General features: G+C 64.2%; 19 protein-coding genes. 11 read left to right on the forward strand and 8 right to left on the reverse strand.

Features of this window, described 5'->3' with window-relative positions; translation table 11 throughout:
* Positions 1-8 precede the first annotated feature (8 nt).
* Complete coding sequence (locus tag DY467_RS20965; RefSeq protein WP_107344924.1) at positions 9-554, reverse strand: CDP-alcohol phosphatidyltransferase family protein; 546 nt, start codon at positions 552-554, stop codon at positions 9-11.
* A 266-nt stretch (positions 555-820) separates the two neighbouring features.
* On the opposite strand from DY467_RS20965, the gene purM reads away from it, so the two are divergent.
* The gene (gene purM, locus DY467_RS20970; RefSeq protein WP_164638720.1) at positions 821-1,894 is read left to right on the forward strand and encodes a phosphoribosylformylglycinamidine cyclo-ligase; all 1,074 of its coding nucleotides are present in this window, start codon (positions 821-823) and stop codon (positions 1,892-1,894) included.
* An 8-nt stretch (positions 1,895-1,902) separates the two neighbouring features.
* Positions 1,903-2,556 carry a phosphoribosylglycinamide formyltransferase gene (gene purN / locus DY467_RS20975; protein ID WP_107356006.1) on the forward strand — a complete coding sequence of 218 codons (654 nt, stop codon included), beginning with the start codon at positions 1,903-1,905 and terminating at the stop codon, positions 2,554-2,556.
* Between the two features lie 63 nt (positions 2,557-2,619).
* On the opposite strand, the gene DY467_RS20980 is transcribed toward purN, so the two are convergent.
* Complete coding sequence (locus tag DY467_RS20980) at positions 2,620-2,823, reverse strand: cold-shock protein (RefSeq protein ID WP_013502093.1); 204 nt, start codon at positions 2,821-2,823, stop codon at positions 2,620-2,622.
* A 493-nt stretch (positions 2,824-3,316) separates the two neighbouring features.
* Between DY467_RS20980 and DY467_RS20985 the strand changes: the two genes are divergently transcribed.
* Positions 3,317-4,093 carry a Crp/Fnr family transcriptional regulator gene (locus tag DY467_RS20985; protein WP_107356007.1) on the forward strand — a complete coding sequence of 259 codons (777 nt, stop codon included), beginning with the start codon at positions 3,317-3,319 and terminating at the stop codon, positions 4,091-4,093.
* A gap of 84 nt (positions 4,094-4,177) precedes the next feature.
* On the opposite strand, the gene DY467_RS20990 is transcribed toward DY467_RS20985, so the two are convergent.
* Both DY467_RS20990 and ndk read right to left on the reverse strand, forming a co-directional pair.
* Positions 4,178-4,999, reverse strand: coding sequence for a TerC family protein (locus tag DY467_RS20990; RefSeq protein WP_164638722.1), 822 nt, complete (start codon positions 4,997-4,999; stop codon positions 4,178-4,180).
* A gap of 73 nt (positions 5,000-5,072) precedes the next feature.
* Complete coding sequence (gene ndk / locus DY467_RS20995) at positions 5,073-5,495, reverse strand: nucleoside-diphosphate kinase (RefSeq protein ID WP_011158602.1); 423 nt, start codon at positions 5,493-5,495, stop codon at positions 5,073-5,075.
* Positions 5,496-5,641: 146 nt separating this feature from the next.
* Here ndk and DY467_RS21000 point away from each other — a divergent pair, with 146 nt between their 5' ends.
* Positions 5,642-7,519, forward strand: coding sequence for an ABC-F family ATP-binding cassette domain-containing protein (locus tag DY467_RS21000; protein WP_164638724.1), 1,878 nt, complete (start codon positions 5,642-5,644; stop codon positions 7,517-7,519).
* 3 nt (positions 7,520-7,522) lie between these two features.
* Here the strand turns inward: DY467_RS21000 and DY467_RS21005 are convergent, their stop codons facing one another.
* The 3 genes from DY467_RS21005 to DY467_RS21015 form a co-directional block, all read right to left on the reverse strand.
* Positions 7,523-8,062 carry a hypothetical protein gene (locus tag DY467_RS21005; RefSeq protein WP_107344930.1) on the reverse strand — a complete coding sequence of 180 codons (540 nt, stop codon included), beginning with the start codon at positions 8,060-8,062 and terminating at the stop codon, positions 7,523-7,525.
* Between the two features lie 129 nt (positions 8,063-8,191).
* Positions 8,192-8,644 carry a DNA polymerase III subunit chi gene (locus tag DY467_RS21010; RefSeq protein WP_107344931.1) on the reverse strand — a complete coding sequence of 151 codons (453 nt, stop codon included), beginning with the start codon at positions 8,642-8,644 and terminating at the stop codon, positions 8,192-8,194.
* Positions 8,645-8,652: 8 nt separating this feature from the next.
* Positions 8,653-10,155, reverse strand: coding sequence for a leucyl aminopeptidase (locus DY467_RS21015; protein WP_164638726.1), 1,503 nt, complete (start codon positions 10,153-10,155; stop codon positions 8,653-8,655).
* Between the two features lie 409 nt (positions 10,156-10,564).
* On the opposite strand from DY467_RS21015, the gene lptF reads away from it, so the two are divergent.
* The 7 genes from lptF to DY467_RS21050 all read left to right on the forward strand — a co-directional run bounded on the left by lptF (position 10,565) and on the right by DY467_RS21050 (position 19,360).
* Entirely contained in the window at positions 10,565-11,731 is a 1,167-nt protein-coding gene (gene lptF / locus DY467_RS21020) for an LPS export ABC transporter permease LptF (RefSeq protein ID WP_107344933.1), read from the forward strand.
* Positions 11,732-11,744: 13 nt separating this feature from the next.
* Entirely contained in the window at positions 11,745-12,830 is a 1,086-nt protein-coding gene (gene lptG / locus DY467_RS21025) for an LPS export ABC transporter permease LptG (protein WP_107346633.1), read from the forward strand.
* An 8-nt stretch (positions 12,831-12,838) separates the two neighbouring features.
* A complete protein-coding gene (locus tag DY467_RS21030; protein ID WP_164638728.1) occupies positions 12,839-15,346 on the forward strand; it encodes an LPS-assembly protein LptD in 2,508 nt (835 codons plus the stop codon).
* Positions 15,347-15,424: 78 nt separating this feature from the next.
* Positions 15,425-16,351, forward strand: coding sequence for a SurA N-terminal domain-containing protein (locus DY467_RS21035; RefSeq protein WP_164571859.1), 927 nt, complete (start codon positions 15,425-15,427; stop codon positions 16,349-16,351).
* Positions 16,352-16,411: 60 nt separating this feature from the next.
* Complete coding sequence (pdxA, locus tag DY467_RS21040; RefSeq protein WP_164638730.1) at positions 16,412-17,425, forward strand: 4-hydroxythreonine-4-phosphate dehydrogenase PdxA; 1,014 nt, start codon at positions 16,412-16,414, stop codon at positions 17,423-17,425.
* Positions 17,422-18,285 (forward strand): 16S rRNA (adenine(1518)-N(6)/adenine(1519)-N(6))-dimethyltransferase RsmA, encoded by an 864-nt coding sequence (gene rsmA, locus DY467_RS21045; RefSeq protein ID WP_107344936.1) that lies wholly within the window; start codon positions 17,422-17,424, stop codon positions 18,283-18,285. The genes pdxA and rsmA overlap by 4 nt, the downstream gene beginning before the upstream one ends.
* 16 nt (positions 18,286-18,301) lie before the next feature.
* A complete protein-coding gene (locus DY467_RS21050) occupies positions 18,302-19,360 on the forward strand; it encodes an alcohol dehydrogenase (RefSeq protein WP_164638732.1) in 1,059 nt (352 codons plus the stop codon).
* 68 nt (positions 19,361-19,428) lie between these two features.
* Here DY467_RS21050 and DY467_RS26560 read toward each other — a convergent pair whose 3' ends face one another.
* On the reverse strand, positions 19,429-19,647 hold the full coding sequence (locus DY467_RS26560; protein WP_246701597.1) for a hypothetical protein: 219 nt from the start codon (positions 19,645-19,647) through the stop codon (positions 19,429-19,431).
* Positions 19,648-19,841 lie beyond the last annotated feature (194 nt).

The raw sequence follows: 19,841 nt of genomic DNA on the forward strand, positions 1-19,841 counted from the left end.
CGACGCGGTCAACGGCTTGGCTCGATCGTGCTCATATGCCGCATCCACTCGACGAGATAGAGGGAGACGGAAAGCAAGGTCAAGACGGTCACCGCGCCCATCAGAAAGAGGTCGTAAGGCGCGGGTTCGAAGCCGAAGGCGAGCGCGCCGAGGATCAGCGCGGCGAACGACACCTGCGCGACGGTGTTCAGCTTCGACACCATCAGCGGCTTCATCGGGATCGGCCTCCCGAACACCCAGGAGATCATCACCGCACCGACGATCATGATGTCGCGCGACACCACCAGGATCACCAGCCAGCGCGGGATCGCCCCCCAGATCCCGAGCGAGACGTAGATCGAGACCAGCAGCGCCTTGTCGGCGAGCGGATCGAGCAGCGCGCCGAGCTCACTGGACATGTTGAAGCGCTTGGCCAGAAACCCGTCGACCGCGTCGCTGACCCCGGCCACCACGAACACCGCGAAGGCGATTTCCATCTCATTGGACGCGATCGCCCAGACGATCACCGGCACCAACAGGATGCGGCAAAGCGTAATGATGTTTGGAATGCTCACGCAACGTTCCCGGCTTCCGGCCCAAATCCGCCGAAAAACCTCGACTTTCGACGGTTGAGCGGGCTGGTTTTCTACATAGACCATGCTGGGTCCCCTTGCGAGCCATTGCACGCTGGCGGAATCCGACGTAACCACCCCAAAACATCGGCCGGGCGCGGACAAGCGGGACTTAGGTCTAGCGTCGTCGCGCCGGCGAAATCGACGGCGGGCTCCGCCCTGGCGACGGATGCCCGGGTGCCGCACAGCTTGAATTGGGAAAACCGGGCATGACCGAGCGGAAGCACGGCCTCACCTACGCCGACTCCGGCGTCGACATCGATGCGGGCAACCGGCTCGTCGATCTGATCAAGCCGATGGTGCGCGCCACCGCGCGGGCCGGCGCGGATTCCGAGATCGGCGGCTTCGGCGGCCTGTTCGATCTGAAGGCGGCCGGCTTCAAGGATCCGGTGCTGGTCGCCGCCACCGACGGCGTCGGCACCAAGATCAAGGTAGCGATCGACGCCGGCCTGCACACCGGCATCGGCATCGACCTGGTCGCGATGTCGGTCAACGACCTCGTGGTGCAAGGCGCCGAGCCGCTGTTCTTTCTCGATTACTTCGCCTGCGGCAAGCTGGATCCCGAGGCGGCCGCCGAGATCGTCGCCGGCGTGGCGGAAGCCTGCCGCGAGTCCGGCTGCGCGCTGATCGGCGGCGAGACCGCCGAAATGCCGGGCCTGTACAAGGACGGCGACTACGACCTCGCCGGTTTCTCGGTCGGCGCCGCCGAGCGCGGCACGCTGCTGCCGTCGAAAGATATCGCCGAGGGCGACGCGGTGATCGGGCTGGCCTCCTCCGGCGTGCACTCCAACGGCTTCTCGCTGGTCCGCAAGATCGTGGAGAAATCCGGCCTGCCCTATGACGCGCCTGCGCCGTTCTCGCCGGTGATGACGCTCGGCGGTGCGCTGCTGGCGCCGACCAAGCTCTATGTGAAGTCCTGCCTGCAGGCGATCCGCGACACCGGCGCCGTCAAAGGCCTCGCCCACATCACCGGCGGCGGCTTCACCGAGAACATCCCGCGCGTGCTGCCGAAGCATCTCGGGGTCGGCATCGACCTGCCGCGGATCCCGGTGCTGCCGGTGTTCAAGTGGCTCGCCGAACAAGGCGAGATCGCCGAACTCGAGCTGCTGCGCACCTTCAACTGCGGCATCGGCATGGTCATGATCGTCAAGGCCGACGCCGTCGATCAGGTCATTGAGAGCCTCACCGCCAGCGGCGAAAGCGTGCACCTGCTCGGTCAGGTCATTGCCGCCAAGGGCGAGCAGCGCGTGGTCTATGACGGCCACCTCGACCTCGCCTGGTGAGCGCGCCGATGAAGCCTCGCGTTGCTATCCTGATTTCCGGGCGCGGCTCCAACATGGCCGCGCTGATTGAAGCCGCGGCTGAGGACGGCTTTCCGGCCGAGATCGCTGTGGTGATTTCCAACGTGGCGACGGCGGGCGGCCTTGCGATCGCCGAGCGCAGCGGCATCGCCACCGTGGTGATCGAAAGCAAGCCGTTCGGCAAGGATCGCGCCGGCTTCGAAGCCAAGCTGCAGGCCGAGCTCGACGCGCGCGGCATCGAGCTGATCTGCCTCGGCGGTTTCATGCGCCTGTTTACGGCCGAGTTCGCGCAGCGCTGGTACGGCCGGATGCTGAACATCCACCCGTCGCTGCTGCCGTCGTTTCCCGGCCTCGATCCGCATGGCCAGGCGTTGCGCGCCGGCGTGAAGATCTCCGGCGCCACTGTGCACTTCGTCACGCCGGACACCGACGCAGGCCCGATCATCGTCCAGGGCGCGGTCCCGGTGCAGGACGACGACACGCCGGACACGCTGGCCGCACGCGTGCTCGCGGTCGAGCATCGCATCTACCCAGAGGCGCTGCGGCTGCTCGCTGCCGGCCTGCTCCGGTTCGACGGCGATCTCTGCCGGTCCGCCACGCAAAGCGCAGCTGAGCGAACGCTGATCGTGCCCGCGGCCAGCTGAGCGGCAGCACGAAGTTCCCCCGGCTTTCGACCGGGGGCAGTCCGACGAACCTTCGGCCTTGAATTAGGAGATCTTCAGGTTCTCCGCCGAGGTACGGCCGCGATTTTCGACCAGATCGTACTCGATCGCCTGGTTCTCGTTGAGCGTGCTCAGCCCAGCGCGCTCGACCGCCGAAATATGGACGAAAACGTCCTTATCGCCCGTGGTCGGACGGATGAAGCCATACCCTTTTGTGGGGTTGAACCATTTGACGGTGCCCTTTTGCATCGCCTGCCTCCCGATCTAGATACAAAAAAGACGCGGCACGCTGCCCGCGTGCCACGCCACAAACGGCGAACCCAATGCGATATCGATTTCCCAGTCGCGAAACATAAAGCCGAAGGGGCCAGATCCGATTGCGGGTCAATTGCAACACGAAATTTGTGGTATAGCAAGTGTCGCGCAACGCACCGTGCTGATCTCGTGTAGTACGTAGCGTAACTGATCAGTTCCGATGCAGCGCACGCTGCAATCTGCAGCACGCGTAGTTCGTCCGCCTCACCGCTGCTGCCTGTTTCACTCGCACTGACTCAATTTCGCGCATGTGAGCAGCTGTGCCGTTTGCTGCACTGCCGAACTGCGTCGCCACTACGGCGAGGATGCGACAATATTGGACACCCGCGAGACGTGGCCACCCCCGCCTCTGTCCGGTAAGCTCCCTTCTGAATCGGCGCAGCCGGTTCCACGGACATCCACCCATCACCAAGGAGCCGTTGATATTTTGGCGAACGATCTTCAAGCTAGCTCTCCTGCGGTGAGAAATCGAATTCTGGCGCAGCTCGCACCGGACGATTTCGAAGCGCTTAAACCATTGCTCCGGCCCGTCGAGTTTCGCGGTCGCGCTGTACTGCAGGAGGCCAACCGACGCGTCGAATGCGTTCACTTCATCGAGGACGGCCTGGTGTCGCACCTCTCTGGAACCCGCACCGACTTCGTTGAAACGGCCATGGTCGGCTATTTCGGCTACGTCGGGGTTCCGCTGGTGCTGGGAGCCGATGTCGCGTCGCAGCGCTCGGTCGTGTGCATGCCGGGAACTGCGCTGAGGGTCGAGGCCGACGATCTGGCACGGGTGATGGCCGACCGGCCGCAGATCCGTGAAGAGATGCTGCGCTACGTGCCGGCTCTGATCGCCCAAAATACACAGAGCGTGCTCTGTGCCGCCAAGCACGAAATCAATCAGCGTCTCGCACGCTGGCTGCTGCTGGCGAACGATCGCATTCAAAGCGACGTGCTGTACATCACGCACGAACTGCTCGCCTCCAGCATGGGCGTTCGCCGTGCGAGCATCACCAACGCGCTGCTGCAGCTCGAGGCTGAAGGTGTGGTGGAGAAGCGCCGCGGTGCCGTGCGGATCGTGGATCGCCAGGCGCTGGAAAGCCGCACCTGCGATTGCTACCACATTGTGCGCGAAGCCTATGATCGCACCCGCACCGTCGAGTGCTGCGGTCACGATGGGGCCGATCACAGCCACCACGGCTTAGTCGCCGGAACTGCCTGAGACCAGCCCACTTTCAGGTTCATGGAAAAAGCGAGCCGCGCGGCTCGCTTTTTTCTTGTCCGGCGCGGCAGCGGCAAGCTGCGGTTAGGCGCCCTGCTCGACCGATTGCCGGCTTCGCCAGATTGATCCCGCGATCAGCACCACGATGGCGCCGACCACGGCGAACAAGTGCTCGCCGACGCCGCCGTTGCTGGCGAGGTGCGTGTACATCCCAACCATTGCGAACCACGCATCGAGCTGACCGCCGATCGGCGCATCGAGCTTGTTCACCAAAGGCAGCACGACCGGATCGGTGGCGATCACCTGCCCGGCGATCCAGCCGAGCAGCGCAGCACCGGCCCACACCAGGATCGGCAGTTTCTCCAGAACCATCAGGATCAGTGCCGCGCCCGCCACGATCAGCGGAACGCTGATAGCGAGCCCAAGGATCAGCAGCGGCACACTGCCATCCGCGGCAGCCGCGACCGCGATGACGTTGTCGAGACTCATGATGATGTCGGCAACGACAACGATCTGAACGGCGTGCAAAAGATGCGAGGCCGCTTGGACGCTGTCTTCATCTTCGTTCTCGGGGACCACCAGCTTGGCGGCGATCACCAGCAGCGCCAGGCCGCCGACCAGCTTCAGATACGGCCACTCCATCAGCGTGGCGACGATGCCGGTGAAGACGATGCGTAGCAGGACGGCAGCGCCCGCGCCGAGCACCATGCCCCACAATCGATGGTTCGGCTTCAGGCCGCGGCAGGCGAGCGCGATCACCAGCGCGTTGTCGCCAGACAACAGCACGTTGATCCAGATGATCTTGCCGACGGAAATCCAGAATTCGGTCTGCTGAACGCCGCTCTTGAATTGGGCGACGATCGACCAGAAGGTCGCGGGGTCAAAGACGTGCAGCACCCAGTCCACGATCTTTCCCCGACTGCGCCGGCATCCCGCGGCCGCCGAAGATCAGCGGCCGGGGACGTCCGACGGGTAATGCTTATCCGACGATTTCGTTGCCGGAGAAGAACTGGGCGATCTCGATCTTGGCGGTTTCAGCCGCGTCCGAACCGTGCACCGAGTTCTCGCCGATCGACTTGGCGTGCAGCTTGCGGATGGTGCCGTCAGCCGCCTTCGACGGATCGGTCGCGCCCATCACGTCGCGGTACTTGGCGATCGCGCCCTCGCCTTCGAGCACCTGAACCACCACCGGGCCGGAGATCATGAAGTCGACCAGCTCGCCGAAGAACGGGCGTTCCTTGTGCACGGCGTAGAAGGTCTCGGCCTGGTCGCGGGTCATGCGGATGCGCTTCTGGGCGACGATCCGCAGACCGGCCTTTTCGATCAGCGCGTTGATCGCGCCGGTGATGTTGCGCTCGGTCGCATCGGGCTTGAGAATCGAGAAAGTCCGTTCGATCGCCATGGAATGTCCTTGAAAGCTAAGGGCGGGAGGAGTTGCCGGGCTTATATCGGCGCCGCCGCGCGCGGGCAAGCTGCGGGTGGCGATTCATCCGGCACTGATCTGTTCGTGCCGGTTGCCTTTGCGGCCCGACCCGGCCAAAACGCGCCATGCTCACGCTTACCGACATTTCGATCCGGCTCGCCGGACGGCTGTTGATCGACCAAAGTTCGGTCCAGATCGCCCCCGGCGCTCGCGTCGGCTTCATCGGCCGCAACGGCGCCGGTAAATCCACCCTGTTTCGCGCGATCCGCGGCGAGCTTGCAACCGAGACCGGTCGGATCACCCTGCCGCCGCGGTGGCGGATCGGCAGCTTGGCTCAAGAGGCCCCGAACGGGCCTGAGACGCTGCTGGAGGTGGTGCTGACCGCCGACATCGAGCGGGCCGCGCTGCTGCATGAGGCGGAAACCGCCCAGGACCCGCACCGCATCGCCGACATTCAGACCCGGCTGGTCGACATCGACGCCCACTCCGCGCCGGCGCGGGCGAGCGCCATTCTCAGCGGACTCGGCTTCTCCGCCGCCGATCAGGCCCGCTCTTGCTCGGAATTCTCCGGCGGCTGGCGGATGCGCGTGGCGCTGGCCGCGACGCTGTTCGCCGCGCCCGACCTGTTGCTGCTCGACGAGCCGACCAACTATCTCGACCTCGAAGGCACGATGTGGCTCGAGGACCATCTCGCCAACTATCCGCGCACCGTGATCGTGATCAGCCACGATCGCGACCTGCTCGATACGTCAGTCAACGAGATCCTGCATCTCGACCGCGGCCGGCTGGTCCACTTCCGCGGCAGTTACTCGGCCTACGCGGACTTCCGCGCCAACAAGCTGGCGCTCGACGCCAAGAACGCCAAGCGTGACGAAGCGCGGCGCAAGCATCTGCAGGACTTCGTCGACCGCTTCAAGGCCAAGGCTACCAAGGCGCGGCAGGCGCAATCGCGCGTCAAGATGCTGGAGAAGATGAAGCCGATCGCGCCGCTGGTGGCGGACGACACTCCGGAGATCAACTTCCCTGCCCCTGAGAAAACGTTGTCGCCGCCGATCATCGCGGTCGACAACGTCGCGGTCGGCTACGACCCGAAACATCCGGTGCTGCGCCACGTCACGCTGCGGATCGATCCGGACGATCGGATCGCGCTGCTCGGCTCCAACGGCAATGGCAAGTCGACCCTGGTGAAGCTGCTGGCGAACCGGTTGGCGCCGTTCTCGGGATCCGTGACGCGGGCGGACAAGCTGTCGATCGCGTACTTCGCGCAGCATCAACTCGATGAGCTGAACGAGGACGGCTCGACCTATGACCACGTCCGCAGGCTGATGCCCGATGCGCCGGAGAGCAAGATCCGGGCGCGTGCCGGCGCCATGGGCTTCTCCGGCAAGGCGGCCGACACCCTGGTCAAGAGCCTGTCGGGCGGCGAGAAGGCGCGCCTGCTGCTCGGGCTCGCGACCTTCTACGGCCCGAACATGATCATCCTCGACGAGCCGACCAACCATCTCGACATCGACAGCCGCGCGGCGCTGGCGGAGGCGATCAACGACTTCCCCGGCGCGGTGATCATGGTGTCGCACGACCGCTATCTGATCGACGCCTGCGCCGATCGATTGTGGGTGGTGGCCGAGCACAAGGTGAAACCGTTCGACGGCGATCTCGACGATTATCGCCGGGCCGTGCTGTCGTCCCGTGGCGCCCGAACGACGTCGTCAGAGACCAAGGAACGCAAAGCCGATGACAGCGCCGCCAAGGCGTCGGCACCGCGCCCCAAGAAGACGGTTTCGCTGAAGCAACAGATCGCCGACGCCGAAACCGAGATCGACCGCATCACCGCGATCATCGAGAAGATCGATGCAGCGCTGGCGATCCCGGACCTTTTCACCCGCGATCCAAAACAGGCCGCTCAACTCAGCACCGCGCGAGCCAACGCGCAGGCGGCCTTGCAAGCTGCGGAAGAGAAGTGGCTGGAGGCGAGCGCGGCGCAGGACGCCGCGCAAAACTGAGCGCTACTGCGCCGAGCGCGCGCTTCGCTTCTTCGCGCGCGTCGGCTTGCGTTCCTGGACAGCGTCAGGTGCACGCTCGATCGCGCTGAGCCGGCCCGCCGTGAAGGTGTAGATGCCGGCACGCGCTCCGCGGTTATAGGTCAGGACCGCGAGACGGTCGCCGCGCTCATTGTTCGACAGGCTGACGTGGTCCGGCGCACCGAGGCCGCGCGCGACGTCGCATTCGGTGTGGCCGAGCGCGACCGTGCCGCCTGCTGTCATCGGAGCGGCCTGCCCGTCCTGCGGCGCGTTGGGATCGCCCGGCGCCGGCCCCATGCCAGGGCAGCGGCCGTCGGCGCTGATCAGGTCTTCCGGAGTGACCGGTTTGTCCGGCGTCAGCGGCGGGGTCTCGATCGAGATGTTCTTGATGAACACCCGGCCCGGCTTCGAGAACCACTCGGCGTCGCGCGACAGGAATTCAGGAGTGCCGGAACAACCCGCAAGCAAGGGCGTGGTCAGCGCCAGCGTTATGAACAGCGGCCGCACGGAAAACTTCTGATACACGATCGATCGCGCCCCAATAGAGATCTTAAGCACTTGTCCAATCACCGATTTACGGCACCACCGTGACGGCCTTGCCGTAGCCCTGCGGTCGCCTTCAGCATCCACAGCCTGTTGCCTAGTCTCGCCCGCCTAGTCCCGCCGCTGCCAGCGACCGGCCTCGTCGGCCTGCCAGTACGTCACCTCAAAAGCCTTCGCTTTGCACTGCTTCCAGGCGTCGCGGGCCATGGCCACCGCCTCGTCGTCATCGCCGTTAAACAGCAGCACCATCCGTTCGTAGCTGCCCGAATCCTCGGGCAGCGCTGCGTTGTCGACGAGGAACCGGACCTTGGCTCCGTTCGGATTGCCCTCGCCCGTGGTCAGCAGGATCGGCTGTTGCGCGGCGTCTGCCACACGCCAGGTGGCGTGCGGCAGAAACGAGTCGTCGCGATAGGTCCAAAGATGCGAGTCGAGCGCGTCGGCCCGCTCCTCGGATGTCGACTGCACCACCACCCGCCAGCCGCGCGCGAGTGATTTCTCGAGCAGCGGCGGCAGCACCTGTTCGACGGTCCTGCCTTGGAGGTGATAGAACAGCACTTCGGTCATCGCGCCGATTACTTCTTGGCTTCGTAGTACTCCGCCACGAGCTGATTGAGCAGACGGACGCCGTAGCCAGAGCCCCAGCTCTGATTGATCTCGTTCTTCGGCGAAGCCATCGCGGTGCCGGCGATGTCGAGATGCGCCCACGGCGTGCCGTCGACGAAGCGCTGCAGGAACTGCGCCGCGGTGATCGAACCGCCGTTGCGCGATCCGGTGTTCTTCATGTCGGCGAACTGGGAATCGATCTGCTTGTCGTATTCCGGGCCGAGCGGCATCCGCCAAACCTTCTCGCCGGTGGACTGACCAACGGCGGTCAGCCGCTCCGCGAGCTGATCGTTGTTGGAGAACAGGCCGGCATATTCGGTACCGAGCGCCACCATGATGGCGCCGGTCAGCGTCGCCAGATCGACCATGAACTTCGGCTTGTGCTTCTGAGCCACGTACCAGAGCACGTCGGCCAGCACCAAGCGGCCCTCGGCGTCGGTGTTGATGATCTCGATGGTCTGGCCCGACATCGAGGTGACGATGTCGCCCGGCCGCTGCGCGTTGCCGTCCGGCATGTTCTCGACCAGACCAATCGCGCCGACTGCATTGACCTTGGCCTTGCGGGCCGCGAGCGCGTGCATCAGGCCGACGACGCAGGCCGCGCCGCCCATGTCACCCTTCATGTCTTCCATGCTGGCCGACGGCTTGATCGAGATGCCGCCGGTGTCGAAGCACACGCCCTTGCCGACGAAGGCGAGCGGCTGCTCGCCCTTCTTGCCGCCGTTCCAGCGCATGATCACGGTGCGGCCGGGATGTGCCGAGCCCTGCGACACGCCGAGCAGTGCGCCCATCTTCAGCTGGGTCATCGCCTTGACGTCGAGGATCTGGACCTCGACGCCGAGCTTCTTGAGCTGTGCGGCCCGCTTGGCGAATTCTTCCGGATACAGCACGTTCGGCGGCTCGTTGACGAGCTCGCGCGCCAGGATGACGCCGTCGACGACATGGCTGTCGGGCGTGAACGCCTTCTTGGCCGCGGCCGGATCGGCCACCGCGAGCGTGACGCTGGCATTCGCCGCGCCGTTCTCGTCGTCCTTCTTCTTGGTCTTGTAGCGATCGAACTTGTAGGCCCGCAGCCGGATGCCGGAGGCGATCGCGGCCGCCTGCTCGGGCTTCATCGCGCCGGTCGGCAGATCGGCAATCACCGTCACGGCCGTATCGCCCGCGCCGATCTTGCCGGCAACCGCGCCGCCGAGCTTGAGCAGATCGTAATCGTTGATCGACGCGACCTTGCCGGCGCCAACGACGATCAGGCGGCCGACCTTCAGGCCCTCAGGGGCCAACAGATCCAGGGCGGAACCGGACTTGCCCTTGAACTGCGCGGTGGCAGCCGCGCGCTTGACGGTGGCAACCGCTGCCCCCAAGGCCTTGGTCGCCGTCGCGCCGAACTTCAGACCGTCGTCGCAGAACACGATCAGCGTGCCGCGCGCGGGCGTAGAAAACGGGACGAAACCGACCTTGACGGCGTCGGGCATTGGCATTCCTCCAAAAACAGGCTGTCGGCGGAAACGATCCGGCAGGCGCGGGTCCAAAGCCGTTGTTTTGGAGCGTTGAGGCGTCAAGTCAAGACAACATCGCTAAGCCGCGCAGCTTTCACGGGAAAGTGGATTGCGCGGCGCCCCGCCGGCAGATCGGCGGCGAGGTCACCGTCAACGGGGCAGTTGCCCTGTCTTTACATTGCGCGAGACGGGAATCTGTGGTCTTCGGGAGCCGGTCGCGCACCATTAACCATATCCCCAGTGCGCCGCGTCCCGGCCATTTTGTTGACAGATCAGACAGATGGTAATGGCAACCTGGGACAAGGCCGGGCTTTCCGCCCTGGGGAGGATTCATCATGAATCCGGGCGGCCATAGAATCCGGATTCGAGGGGATCGTACTGAGCGATGGGCTCCATCGACCGCTATATCTTCCGCACGACGCTGGTGTCGTTCGCGGTCGTGATGGGCAGCCTCACGGGTGTGATCTGGATCACCCAGGCGCTGCGCGGCATCGATTTGATGACCAGCCAGGGCCAGACCATCATCACCTTTCTCGGGCTGACCGGCCTCGCCGTTCCGGTGCTGGTGCTGGTGATCGCTCCGATCGCGCTGATGATCGCGGTGGCCCACACCCTCAACCGACTGGCAACCGATTCCGAAATCATCGTGATGAACGCCGCCGGCCTGTCGCCGATTCGGCTGTTCCGGCCGTTCTTCTACGCCACCATGGTGGTGGCGGCGCTCGTGATCATCATCGGCGCCTATATCGCCCCTGATGGGCTCCGCCGGATCGCGCGGTGGGACAGCGAGATTACCGCCGACGTGCTCGCCAACGTGCTGCAGCCCGGCCGGTTCGCTCAGCTCGAACAGGGGCTGACGATCCGGGTTCGCGAACGTCAGCCGGGCGGTCTGCTGGTCGGCGTGTTCATCGACGACGCCCGCGCGCCCAACGAGCGCATCAGCATCATCGCCGACCACGGCACCGTCGTGAAAAACGACAAGGGCTCGTTCCTGGTGCTGGAAGACGGCCACCTCGAGCGTTTCCAGACCGGCAAGGAAGAGCCCGCGTTGGTGGCGTTCAGCCGCTATGCCTTCGACATGTCGAAGTTCTCGCGTGCCCGCGACGTCGCTTATGGCATTCGCGAACGCTATCTTTGGGAACTGCTGTGGCCCGCGGAGAACGATCCGCTGCTGGCGCGGCTGCCGACCGAATTCCGCTCGGAAATGCACGATCGGTTGCTGGCGCCGATCTATCCGTTCTTCTTCGCCGCGGTCGCCTTCGCCTTTCTCGGCCTTGCCCGCACCACCCGACAGAGCCGCAACTTCTCGATGGCCGGCGCAGTACTGGTCGCTTTCGTGGTGCGACTCGCCGGGTTCGCGTTGTCGGTGATCGCCAACAAGACGCCTTACGTCGCCGGCCTGCAGTATCTGCTGCTGTTCGTCGCCACCGGGACGTGCCTGTGGCTGATCAACCGCAACGTCGTGATCGAACCGCCGGCGCGTGTGACTGAAGCCCTGAACGCCTTCAATGCGTCGATCGCCCGGTTGATCCGTCGACCGGTGCCGGCGTAACGCGGGGCGCATGATGGTCGTCAACACGCTCGGACGCTACTTTGCCCGCCGCTTCGTGATCGCCTCGCTCGGGGTGTTCTTCGGGCTGTTCGTGCTTTTGGTTTTCGTCGACTATGTCGACCTGCTGCGCCGTGCCGGCGGCCTCGCCGTCTCGGCGTTCTATGTCGCGCAGGCCTCGTTCTGCCGCGTGCCGCAATTGCTCGAACGGCTGCTGCCATTCTGCATCCTGATCGGCGGCATGACCTGCTACCTGGCGTTGTCGCGCAGCCTTGAACTGGTGGTGGCGCGCGCTGCCGGGCTTTCAGCCTGGGAATTCATCTCACCCGCCCTGTGGAGCGCGATCGCGATCGGCATCTTCGCGACCACCGTGTTCAATCCGCTGTCCGCGCACATGCAGGAGCGCGCCAAGCAGATGGAAGCCGAAATGTTCGGCGAGAACACCGGCGGGCTGCAGGATGCCAACGGCTTTTGGATGAACCAGGTTAGCCCTGACGGACAGGCGATCATCAACGCCGCACGCAGCCAGCAGCAAGGCGCGGTCCTCACCGGCATCACGGTGTTTCGATTCGAACCCGACTTCCAGTTCAAGGACCGAATCGAGGCTCGGGAGGCGGTGCTCGAACCGGGGCATTGGCTGCTGAAAAACGTACGCCGTTATACAATGAACGGTGCCCCGGTAGATCAAGACACCCTTGAGTTGCCGACGTCACTCACACTCGCGCAGGTCCGCAACAGTTTTGCCACGCCGGAAAGTGTGTCTTTTTGGCAACTTCCGACCTACATCAAGTCTTCGGAAAACTCCGGTTTTGCGACCGCTGGCTATCGTCTGCAGTATCACAAGCTGCTGGCAAAGCCGTTTTTGCTGGCCGCGATGGTCATGCTAGCTGCTTCTGTGAGCTTGCGATTCTTCCGTTTCGGCGGCGTGCAAAAGATGGTTTTGAGTGGCGTGGCCGCAGGCTTTCTGCTCTATATCCTGTCGAAAGTGACCGAGGATTTGAGTAAGGCTGAACTGATGCATCCGCTTGCTGCAGCGTGGTTGCCCGTGTGCGTGGGCGGTCTCGCTGGATTTCTAGCCTTGCTCTATCAGGAGGACGGATAGTGGCTGCGATGGCCGCCCTCCATGGAAAGCTGTCGACCAAGCGTCGGCGCACCAAGGTGCGCCGCGAGCGTGTGGTGACGGCTGTATTGCTGACGCCGTTTGCTGTGCTCGCGCTTGCGGGCGGGATGCAGGCGGTCGCGATCGATTCCGCCTCCGCTCAGGGCTACACCTACAATCCCCGCCCTGCCCGGCCGAAGCCGCCTCCGCCGCCGGCCGCCAACAACGGCCAGATGCTGGTTCAGGCCAGCGAGGTGAATTACGACTACAATAACAAGCGCGTCGCCGCGGTCGGCAACGTGCAGATGTATTACAACGGCACCACCGTCGAGGCTGATCGTCTGGTCTACGACCAGGACACCAAGCGGCTGCGCGCCGAGGGCAACGTCCGCATGACCGATGCGGACGGCAAAATCACCTACGCCAATTTCCTCGATCTGTCGGACGACTATCGCGACGGCTTCGTCGACTCGCTGCGGGTCGATACGGCGCAGGACACCCGCATCGCGGCGTCGCGCGCGGACCGCACCGGCGGCAATTACAACGTGTTCCAGAACGGCGTGTACACCGCGTGCGCGCCTTGTAAGGACGATCCGAAAAAGCCGCCGCTGTGGCAGGTCAAGGGTGCACGGATCATCCACGACCAGACCGACAAGATGCTGTACTTCGAAGATGCTCGGATCGAGTTCTTCGGCGTGCCGCTCGCCTACATGCCGTATCTGTCGACCCCGGATCCGACGGTCGCGCGCAAGACCGGCTTCCTGATGCCGGCCTACACGAGCAACACGACGTTCGGCTCGGGCTTCGAGATCCCATTCTATTGGGCGCTCGCGCCCGACTACGACGTCACGATCACCCCGCGCATCACCACCAAGCAAGGCGTGTTGATGCAGGGCGAGTTCCGGCAGCGGCTGCTGGACGGTGCCTACGAGGTCCGCGCCTACGGCATCAACCAGTCCGATCCCGCCGCCTTCGGAGCGAATACGCCCGGCAACCGCGACCTCCGCGGCGCCGTCGATACCAAAGGCCAGTTCGCACTCAACGACAAATGGGTGTGGGGCTGGGAAGGCGTGCTGATGTCCGATCGCGCGTTCTTCCTGGACTATCGGCTGGCGCAATATCGCGACAGCTGGGGCACCTTCCTCAATCAATCGACCGAAGCGACGTCGCAGATCTATCTGACCGGCGTCGGCAACCGGTCGTATTTCGACATTCGCGCGATCCACTATCTCGGTTGGGCCGCTGCGGATATTCAGGGCCAGATCCCGGTCGTGCACCCGGTGCTCGACTATTCGAAGACGCTCGATCAGAACATCTTCGGCGGCGAGTTCAGCTACAAGACCAACCTGACCAGCCTGAGCCGCCAGACGGCGCAGTTCGATCCGGTCACCACCATCGCCAACACCACGGGGCTCTGCCTCAACACGTCGGCCGATCCGGCGGCGCGGCTGCCGTCGAGCTGCTTGCTGCGCGGCGTCCCCGGCACCTACACCCGGTTGACCGCGCAGGCCGATTGGCGGCGGTCGTTCACCGACCCGTACGGCCAGATCTGGACCCCGTTCGCTTCGCTGCGCGCCGACGCGATCGACGCCTCGATTTCGAACCAGCCGGGCGTGTCGAACTATCTGCTGCCGGGCGACACTCAGGCGATGCGGCTGATGCCGACCGTCGGCCTGGAATATCGCTATCCGTTCATCAACGTTCAGCCGTGGGGCACCACTACGATCGAGCCGATCGCGCAGGTGATCATCCGCCCGAACGAGTCCTACGCCGGCAAGCTGCCGAACGAAGACGCACAGACCATGGTGTTCGACGCCAGCAATCTGTTCAGCGTCGACAAATTCTCCGGCTACGACCGCGTCGAAGGCGGCGGCCGCGCCAATGTCGGCGTCCAGGCGACCACGCAGTTCGATCAGGGTGGCTCGGTCAACGTGCTGTTCGGCCAGTCTTATCAGCTGTTCGGCCTGAACTCGTTTGCGGTGGCGGACGCCACCAACACCGGCCTCGACTCCGGTCTGGCCAAGCCGAAGTCGGACTATGTCGGCCGAGTGTCGTACTCGCCGAACTCGACCTACAAGTTCACGACCCGCGCACGCTTCAACGAAGCGACGTTCAATGTCGAGCGGTTCGAAGCCGAGGCCAGCGCCAGCTTCAATCGCTGGTCGGTGAGCATGATCTACGGCAACTACGCCGCCCAGCCCGATCTCGGCTTCCTGACACGTCGTCAGGGCATTCTCGGAACCGGAACGCTCAAGATCGCATCCAATTGGGTGGTCTCGGGCGGCGCCCGCTGGGATCTTGAAGCCAACAAGATCAACCAATACATCGTCGGCGCCGGTTACGTGGACGACTGCTTCGTGTTGGCGCTGAACTACGTCACCGGCTATTCCTACGCCAACTACGGAACGACGCCGACGCTCAACCACTCGGTCATGGTGCAGATCGGACTCCGCACCATCGGCATGTTTGCGATGCAGCAGAGTGTGTCTGGCGCAGCGAGCGGCATGTTCGGCCAATAGCGCGCGCCGCGCGGGCCTGAACCGTTTTCCGGCTCGCCACCATCCAGAACCCGATCGGCTGTGAGGTAAACGCGACCCATGACGAGCAAGCTTTCCCTTCGCATCATTGGCTTGGCGCTGTGCTGTGCGGCGGCGACGCTGGGTCTTGGAACGACGCAGGGCCAGGCTCAGTCGGTCGTGGTGATGGTCAATGGCGAACCGATCACCAATTTCGACATCGATCAGCGCTCGAAGCTGAACCGGATGTCGCACAAGGCGGACAGCCGGCAGCAGGTGCTCGAAGATCTGATCGACGAGAAGGTCAAGATCAAGGAAGCCAAGAAGTACGGCGTCAATCCCAGCGATTCCGACATCGACTCCTCCTTCTCCACGATGGCGTCGCGGATGCGGATGAGCACCGCGCAGATGACGAATATGCTGGCCGCTCAAGGCATTCGGCCGGATACGTTGAAGTCCCGGATCAGGGCCGAGATGGTCTGGGCGAGCCTGGTGCGCGGCCGCTTCAAGGACAGTCTCCAGGTCAGCGAGCGTGAAGTTCAGGCGCAGCTCAAGGGCGGAGACGACTCCAAAGCCGTCGAAAGTTTCGAGTATCAACTCCGGCCCGTGGTGATGATCGTTTCGCGCGGCTCGGGTTCGGAGTCACTGGAATCCCGCCGCAAGGAAGCGGAGCAGCTTCGCGGCCGCATTTCGAGCTGCGCCGAGGCGGATCGCGTCTTCAAAGCGATGCCGAATGCGGCGATCCGCGGCATCGTGATGAAGACCTCCGCCGACCTGCCGCCGGCCCTCCGCGAGATCCTCGACAAGACGCCGGTGGGCCACCTCACCCCACCCGAAGCCACCAAGCAAGGCATCGAGATGGTGGCGCTGTGCGAGCGCAAGCAGTCGACAGCCGACACGCCGCGCAAGCGCGAAATCCGTGAGAAGCTGTTCGGCGAGAAGTTCCAGGCGAAGTCGAAAGAGTATCTGCAGGAAGTACGCAAAGCCGCGATGATCGAGTATCGCTGAGACGTTGCAGCGAGCTTCCTTGCGGCACAAGTGCCGGCGGTCCGCGCCTCGGAGTCGATCATGACCGGAATGGCAAAACCACTGGCGCTGACACTCGGCGAGCCTGCAGGGATCGGCCCCGACATCACCCTGGCAGCCTGGCTGCAGCGCGAGCAACACGGACTGCCGCCGTTCTACCTGCTTGGTGATGCCGGCTGTCTGTCCCGCCGTTCCAAGCTGCTTGGCCTCGACGTTCCACTCGCCGAGGTCAAAGCCGAAGACACTGCGGCTGCGTTTGCCACTGCCCTTCCGATCGTCTCCACGGGACAAACCGCAACCGCGCAGCCCGGCCAGCCGAACGACACCAGTGCGCCGGCTGCGATCGCCTCGATCGAGCACGCCGTGGCAGACGTCCAGAGCGGCCGCGCAGCCGCCGTCGTGACCAATCCGATCGCCAAGAGCGTGCTGTACCAAGCCGGTTTCCACCATCCCGGCCACACCGAGTTTCTGGCCGAACTCGCCAAGCGAGACGGCGTCGTGCCGCAGCCGGTGATGATGCTGTGGTGCCCTGCCCTCGCGGTCGTACCGGTAACGATCCATGTCTCGCTGCGCGACGCGATCACCCAACTCACCACCGATTTGATCGTGTCGACCGCGCGGATCGTCATCAAAGATCTGCGCGAGCGCATGGGGATCAAGCAGCCCCGATTGGCCCTCGCCGGCCTCAATCCCCATGCCGGGGAAGATGGGGCGCTGGGCCACGAGGACAGCGCCGTGGTCGCACCCGCGGTCGAGATGCTACGGGGCGAAGGCATCGATGCGCGGGGACCGCTCCCAGCCGATACGATGTTTCATGCGGCCGCACGCAAGACCTATGACTGCGCGATCTGCATGTATCACGATCAGGCGCTGATCCCGATCAAGACCATTGCATTCGACGAAGGCGTCAACGTCACCCTTGGTCTTCCCTTTATCCGGACGTCACCCGATCACGGCACGGCGTTCGACATTGCCGGGAGCGGACGCGCCAATCCCTCAAGTCTGATCGCGGCCTTGAAGCTCGCCGCACAAATGGCATCGGCCAAGACCGCATGAGCGCGATCGACGATTTGCCGCCACTGCGCGAGGTGATCCGGCGGCATGATCTCGCTGCACGGAAATCGCTCGGCCAGAACTTCCTGCTCGATCTCAATCTGACGGCGCGCATCGCACGAGCAGCCGGCCCGCTCGAGGACGTCACGGTGGTCGAGATCGGGCCCGGTCCGGGCGGCCTCACCCGCGCCCTGCTGGCGACTGGCGCCAAGCGTGTCATTGCGATCGAGCGAGATGAGCGCGCACTCGGCGCGCTGGAGGAAATCGCTGCGCACTATCCTGGCCGCCTCGAGATCATCAGCGGCGACGCCATGGAGTTCGATCCGCGCCCGCTGCTGAACGGCGACCGCGCCCGGATCGTCGCCAACCTGCCGTACAACATCGCCACCCCGTTGCTGATCGGCTGGCTGTGCGCCGAGCCGTGGCCGCCGTGGTACGAGATGATGGTGCTGATGTTTCAGCGCGAAGTGGCGCAGCGCATCGTCGCGCATCACGACGACGACGCCTATGGCCGGCTTGCGGTGCTGGCGAACTGGCGCGCCGAGACGCAGATGCTGTTCGACATTTCGCCGTCCGCCTTTGTGCCGCCGCCGAAGGTGACCTCCTCGGTGGTGCGCTTGGTGCCTCGTCAGCAACCTGAGCCGTGCGATCGCGCAGCGCTTGAGCAAGTCGCGGCGGCCGCTTTCGGTCAACGCCGCAAGATGCTGCGTCAGAGCCTCAAATCGCTTGGCGTCGATCCGGCACAGCTTACAGCGGCCGCCGGGATCGATCCGGCGCGGCGTGCCGAGACCGTGCCCGTCTCCGGTTTTGTTGCCATGGCGAACGAATTGGCCAATAGTCGCGCGATAAGAACACAAGCCTGAAAGGGAGAAACCCGACATGACGCAAATGCGTCGCCAGTCTCTGGTGAAATTCGACGCCCCGCTGTGCGAGACCATCATCGATGCGCCGAAGCCGCAGGGGCGCGAAGTGCTGGTGAAGATCGAGCGCTGCGGCCTGTGCCACTCCGACCTGCACATTCAGGACGGCTACGCCGATCTCGGCGGCGGCAAAAAGCTTGATACCACGCGCGGCATGACGCTGCCTTTCACCCTGGGCCATGAGATCGCCGGTGTCGTTGCCGAAGTCGGTCCCGATGCTCCGCAGGAGCTGATCGGCACCAAGAAGGCGGTGTTTCCCTGGATCGGCTGCGGCAAATGCCGTGACTGCCTCGCCGGCGACGAAAACCTGTGCGCCAAGAACCGTTTTCTCGGCGTCTCGATCGACGGCGGCTTCGCGACCCACGTGCTGGTGCCGGATGCCAAGTATCTGCTCGACTACGACCCTCTGCCGACGAACGTCGCGGCGACGTTGATGTGCTCTGGTATCACGGCCTATGGCGCCCTTAAGCGTCTGGTGGACCGGCCGCGTCAGCGCAACCTGCTGCTGATCGGATTGGGCGGCGTCGGCATGATGGGGCTGTCGCTGGCTCAGGCGATGTTCAAGCAGCCGATCGCGGTGGCCGATCTCAGCCCCGCAGCGCGCGAAGCCGCGCTGAAGAACGGCGCGGCCGTGGCCTATGATCCATCGGAGCCTGATGTTGCCAAGCGTATCTTCAAGGAGACCGACGGCGGCTTCGATGGCGTGGTGGATTTTGCCGGCAACGACAAGTCGATGAACTTCGCCGTCAGCACCGTTGCGCGGGGCGGCAAGATCGTGGTCTCGGGCCTGATGGGCGGCCAGTTCAGCTTGCCGATGGTGCAGTGGATCTACAAGCGGATGACTGTCGAAGGGTTCATGGTCGGCACGCTCGAAGAGACTAAAGAGCTGCTGGCCCTTGCGCGTGACGGCAAGGTCAAGCCGACGCCGATGAAGGAAGAGCCGATGCAGGACGCCCAGAAGTGGATCGATCAGCTGCGCGCCGGCAAGGTCGTCGGCCGCATCATGCTGGCGAACTAATCGTCGCCTTCTTCCTGGCATTGCGGGTTCCCAAAGCCCGCAATGCCAGGCTCCGAATTGTCTCACCCTCACCGGATTGTCGGCATATTGCGACCCCATTTGTCGCGGAAAAAACGGGCGAACAGAAGTTCCGTTGTCCGCGTCAGAATGGGGAATGCCATGCACAACCGATCCGCGAAACTGCTGTTGGCCGTGAGCGCCGGCGCGATCGCGAGCGTTGCGATCACAGCAAGCCCCTTATCCTCGGCGCAGGCCGACACCTGCTTGTCGGCACCGAACGCGCCCACCCCGGCCGGAAGTCATTGGTTCTACCGGGCCGATCACGCCAACAAGCGAAAGTGCTGGTACTTGCGCAAGGTTGATGGCGCATCAGCAGCGGCAACTCCTACGGAAGCGACCTCGCCCGAGGCGACCGATACTGCCGAGAGCGCCCCCGCAGCGACAACAACCAGTCCAGCTCCATCTCCCAAAGCCAAGTCCG

Origin of the sequence: Rhodopseudomonas sp. BR0G17 (genome assembly GCF_010907025.1) — a bacterium.
GTDB lineage: Bacteria > Pseudomonadota > Alphaproteobacteria > Rhizobiales > Xanthobacteraceae > Rhodopseudomonas > Rhodopseudomonas palustris_H.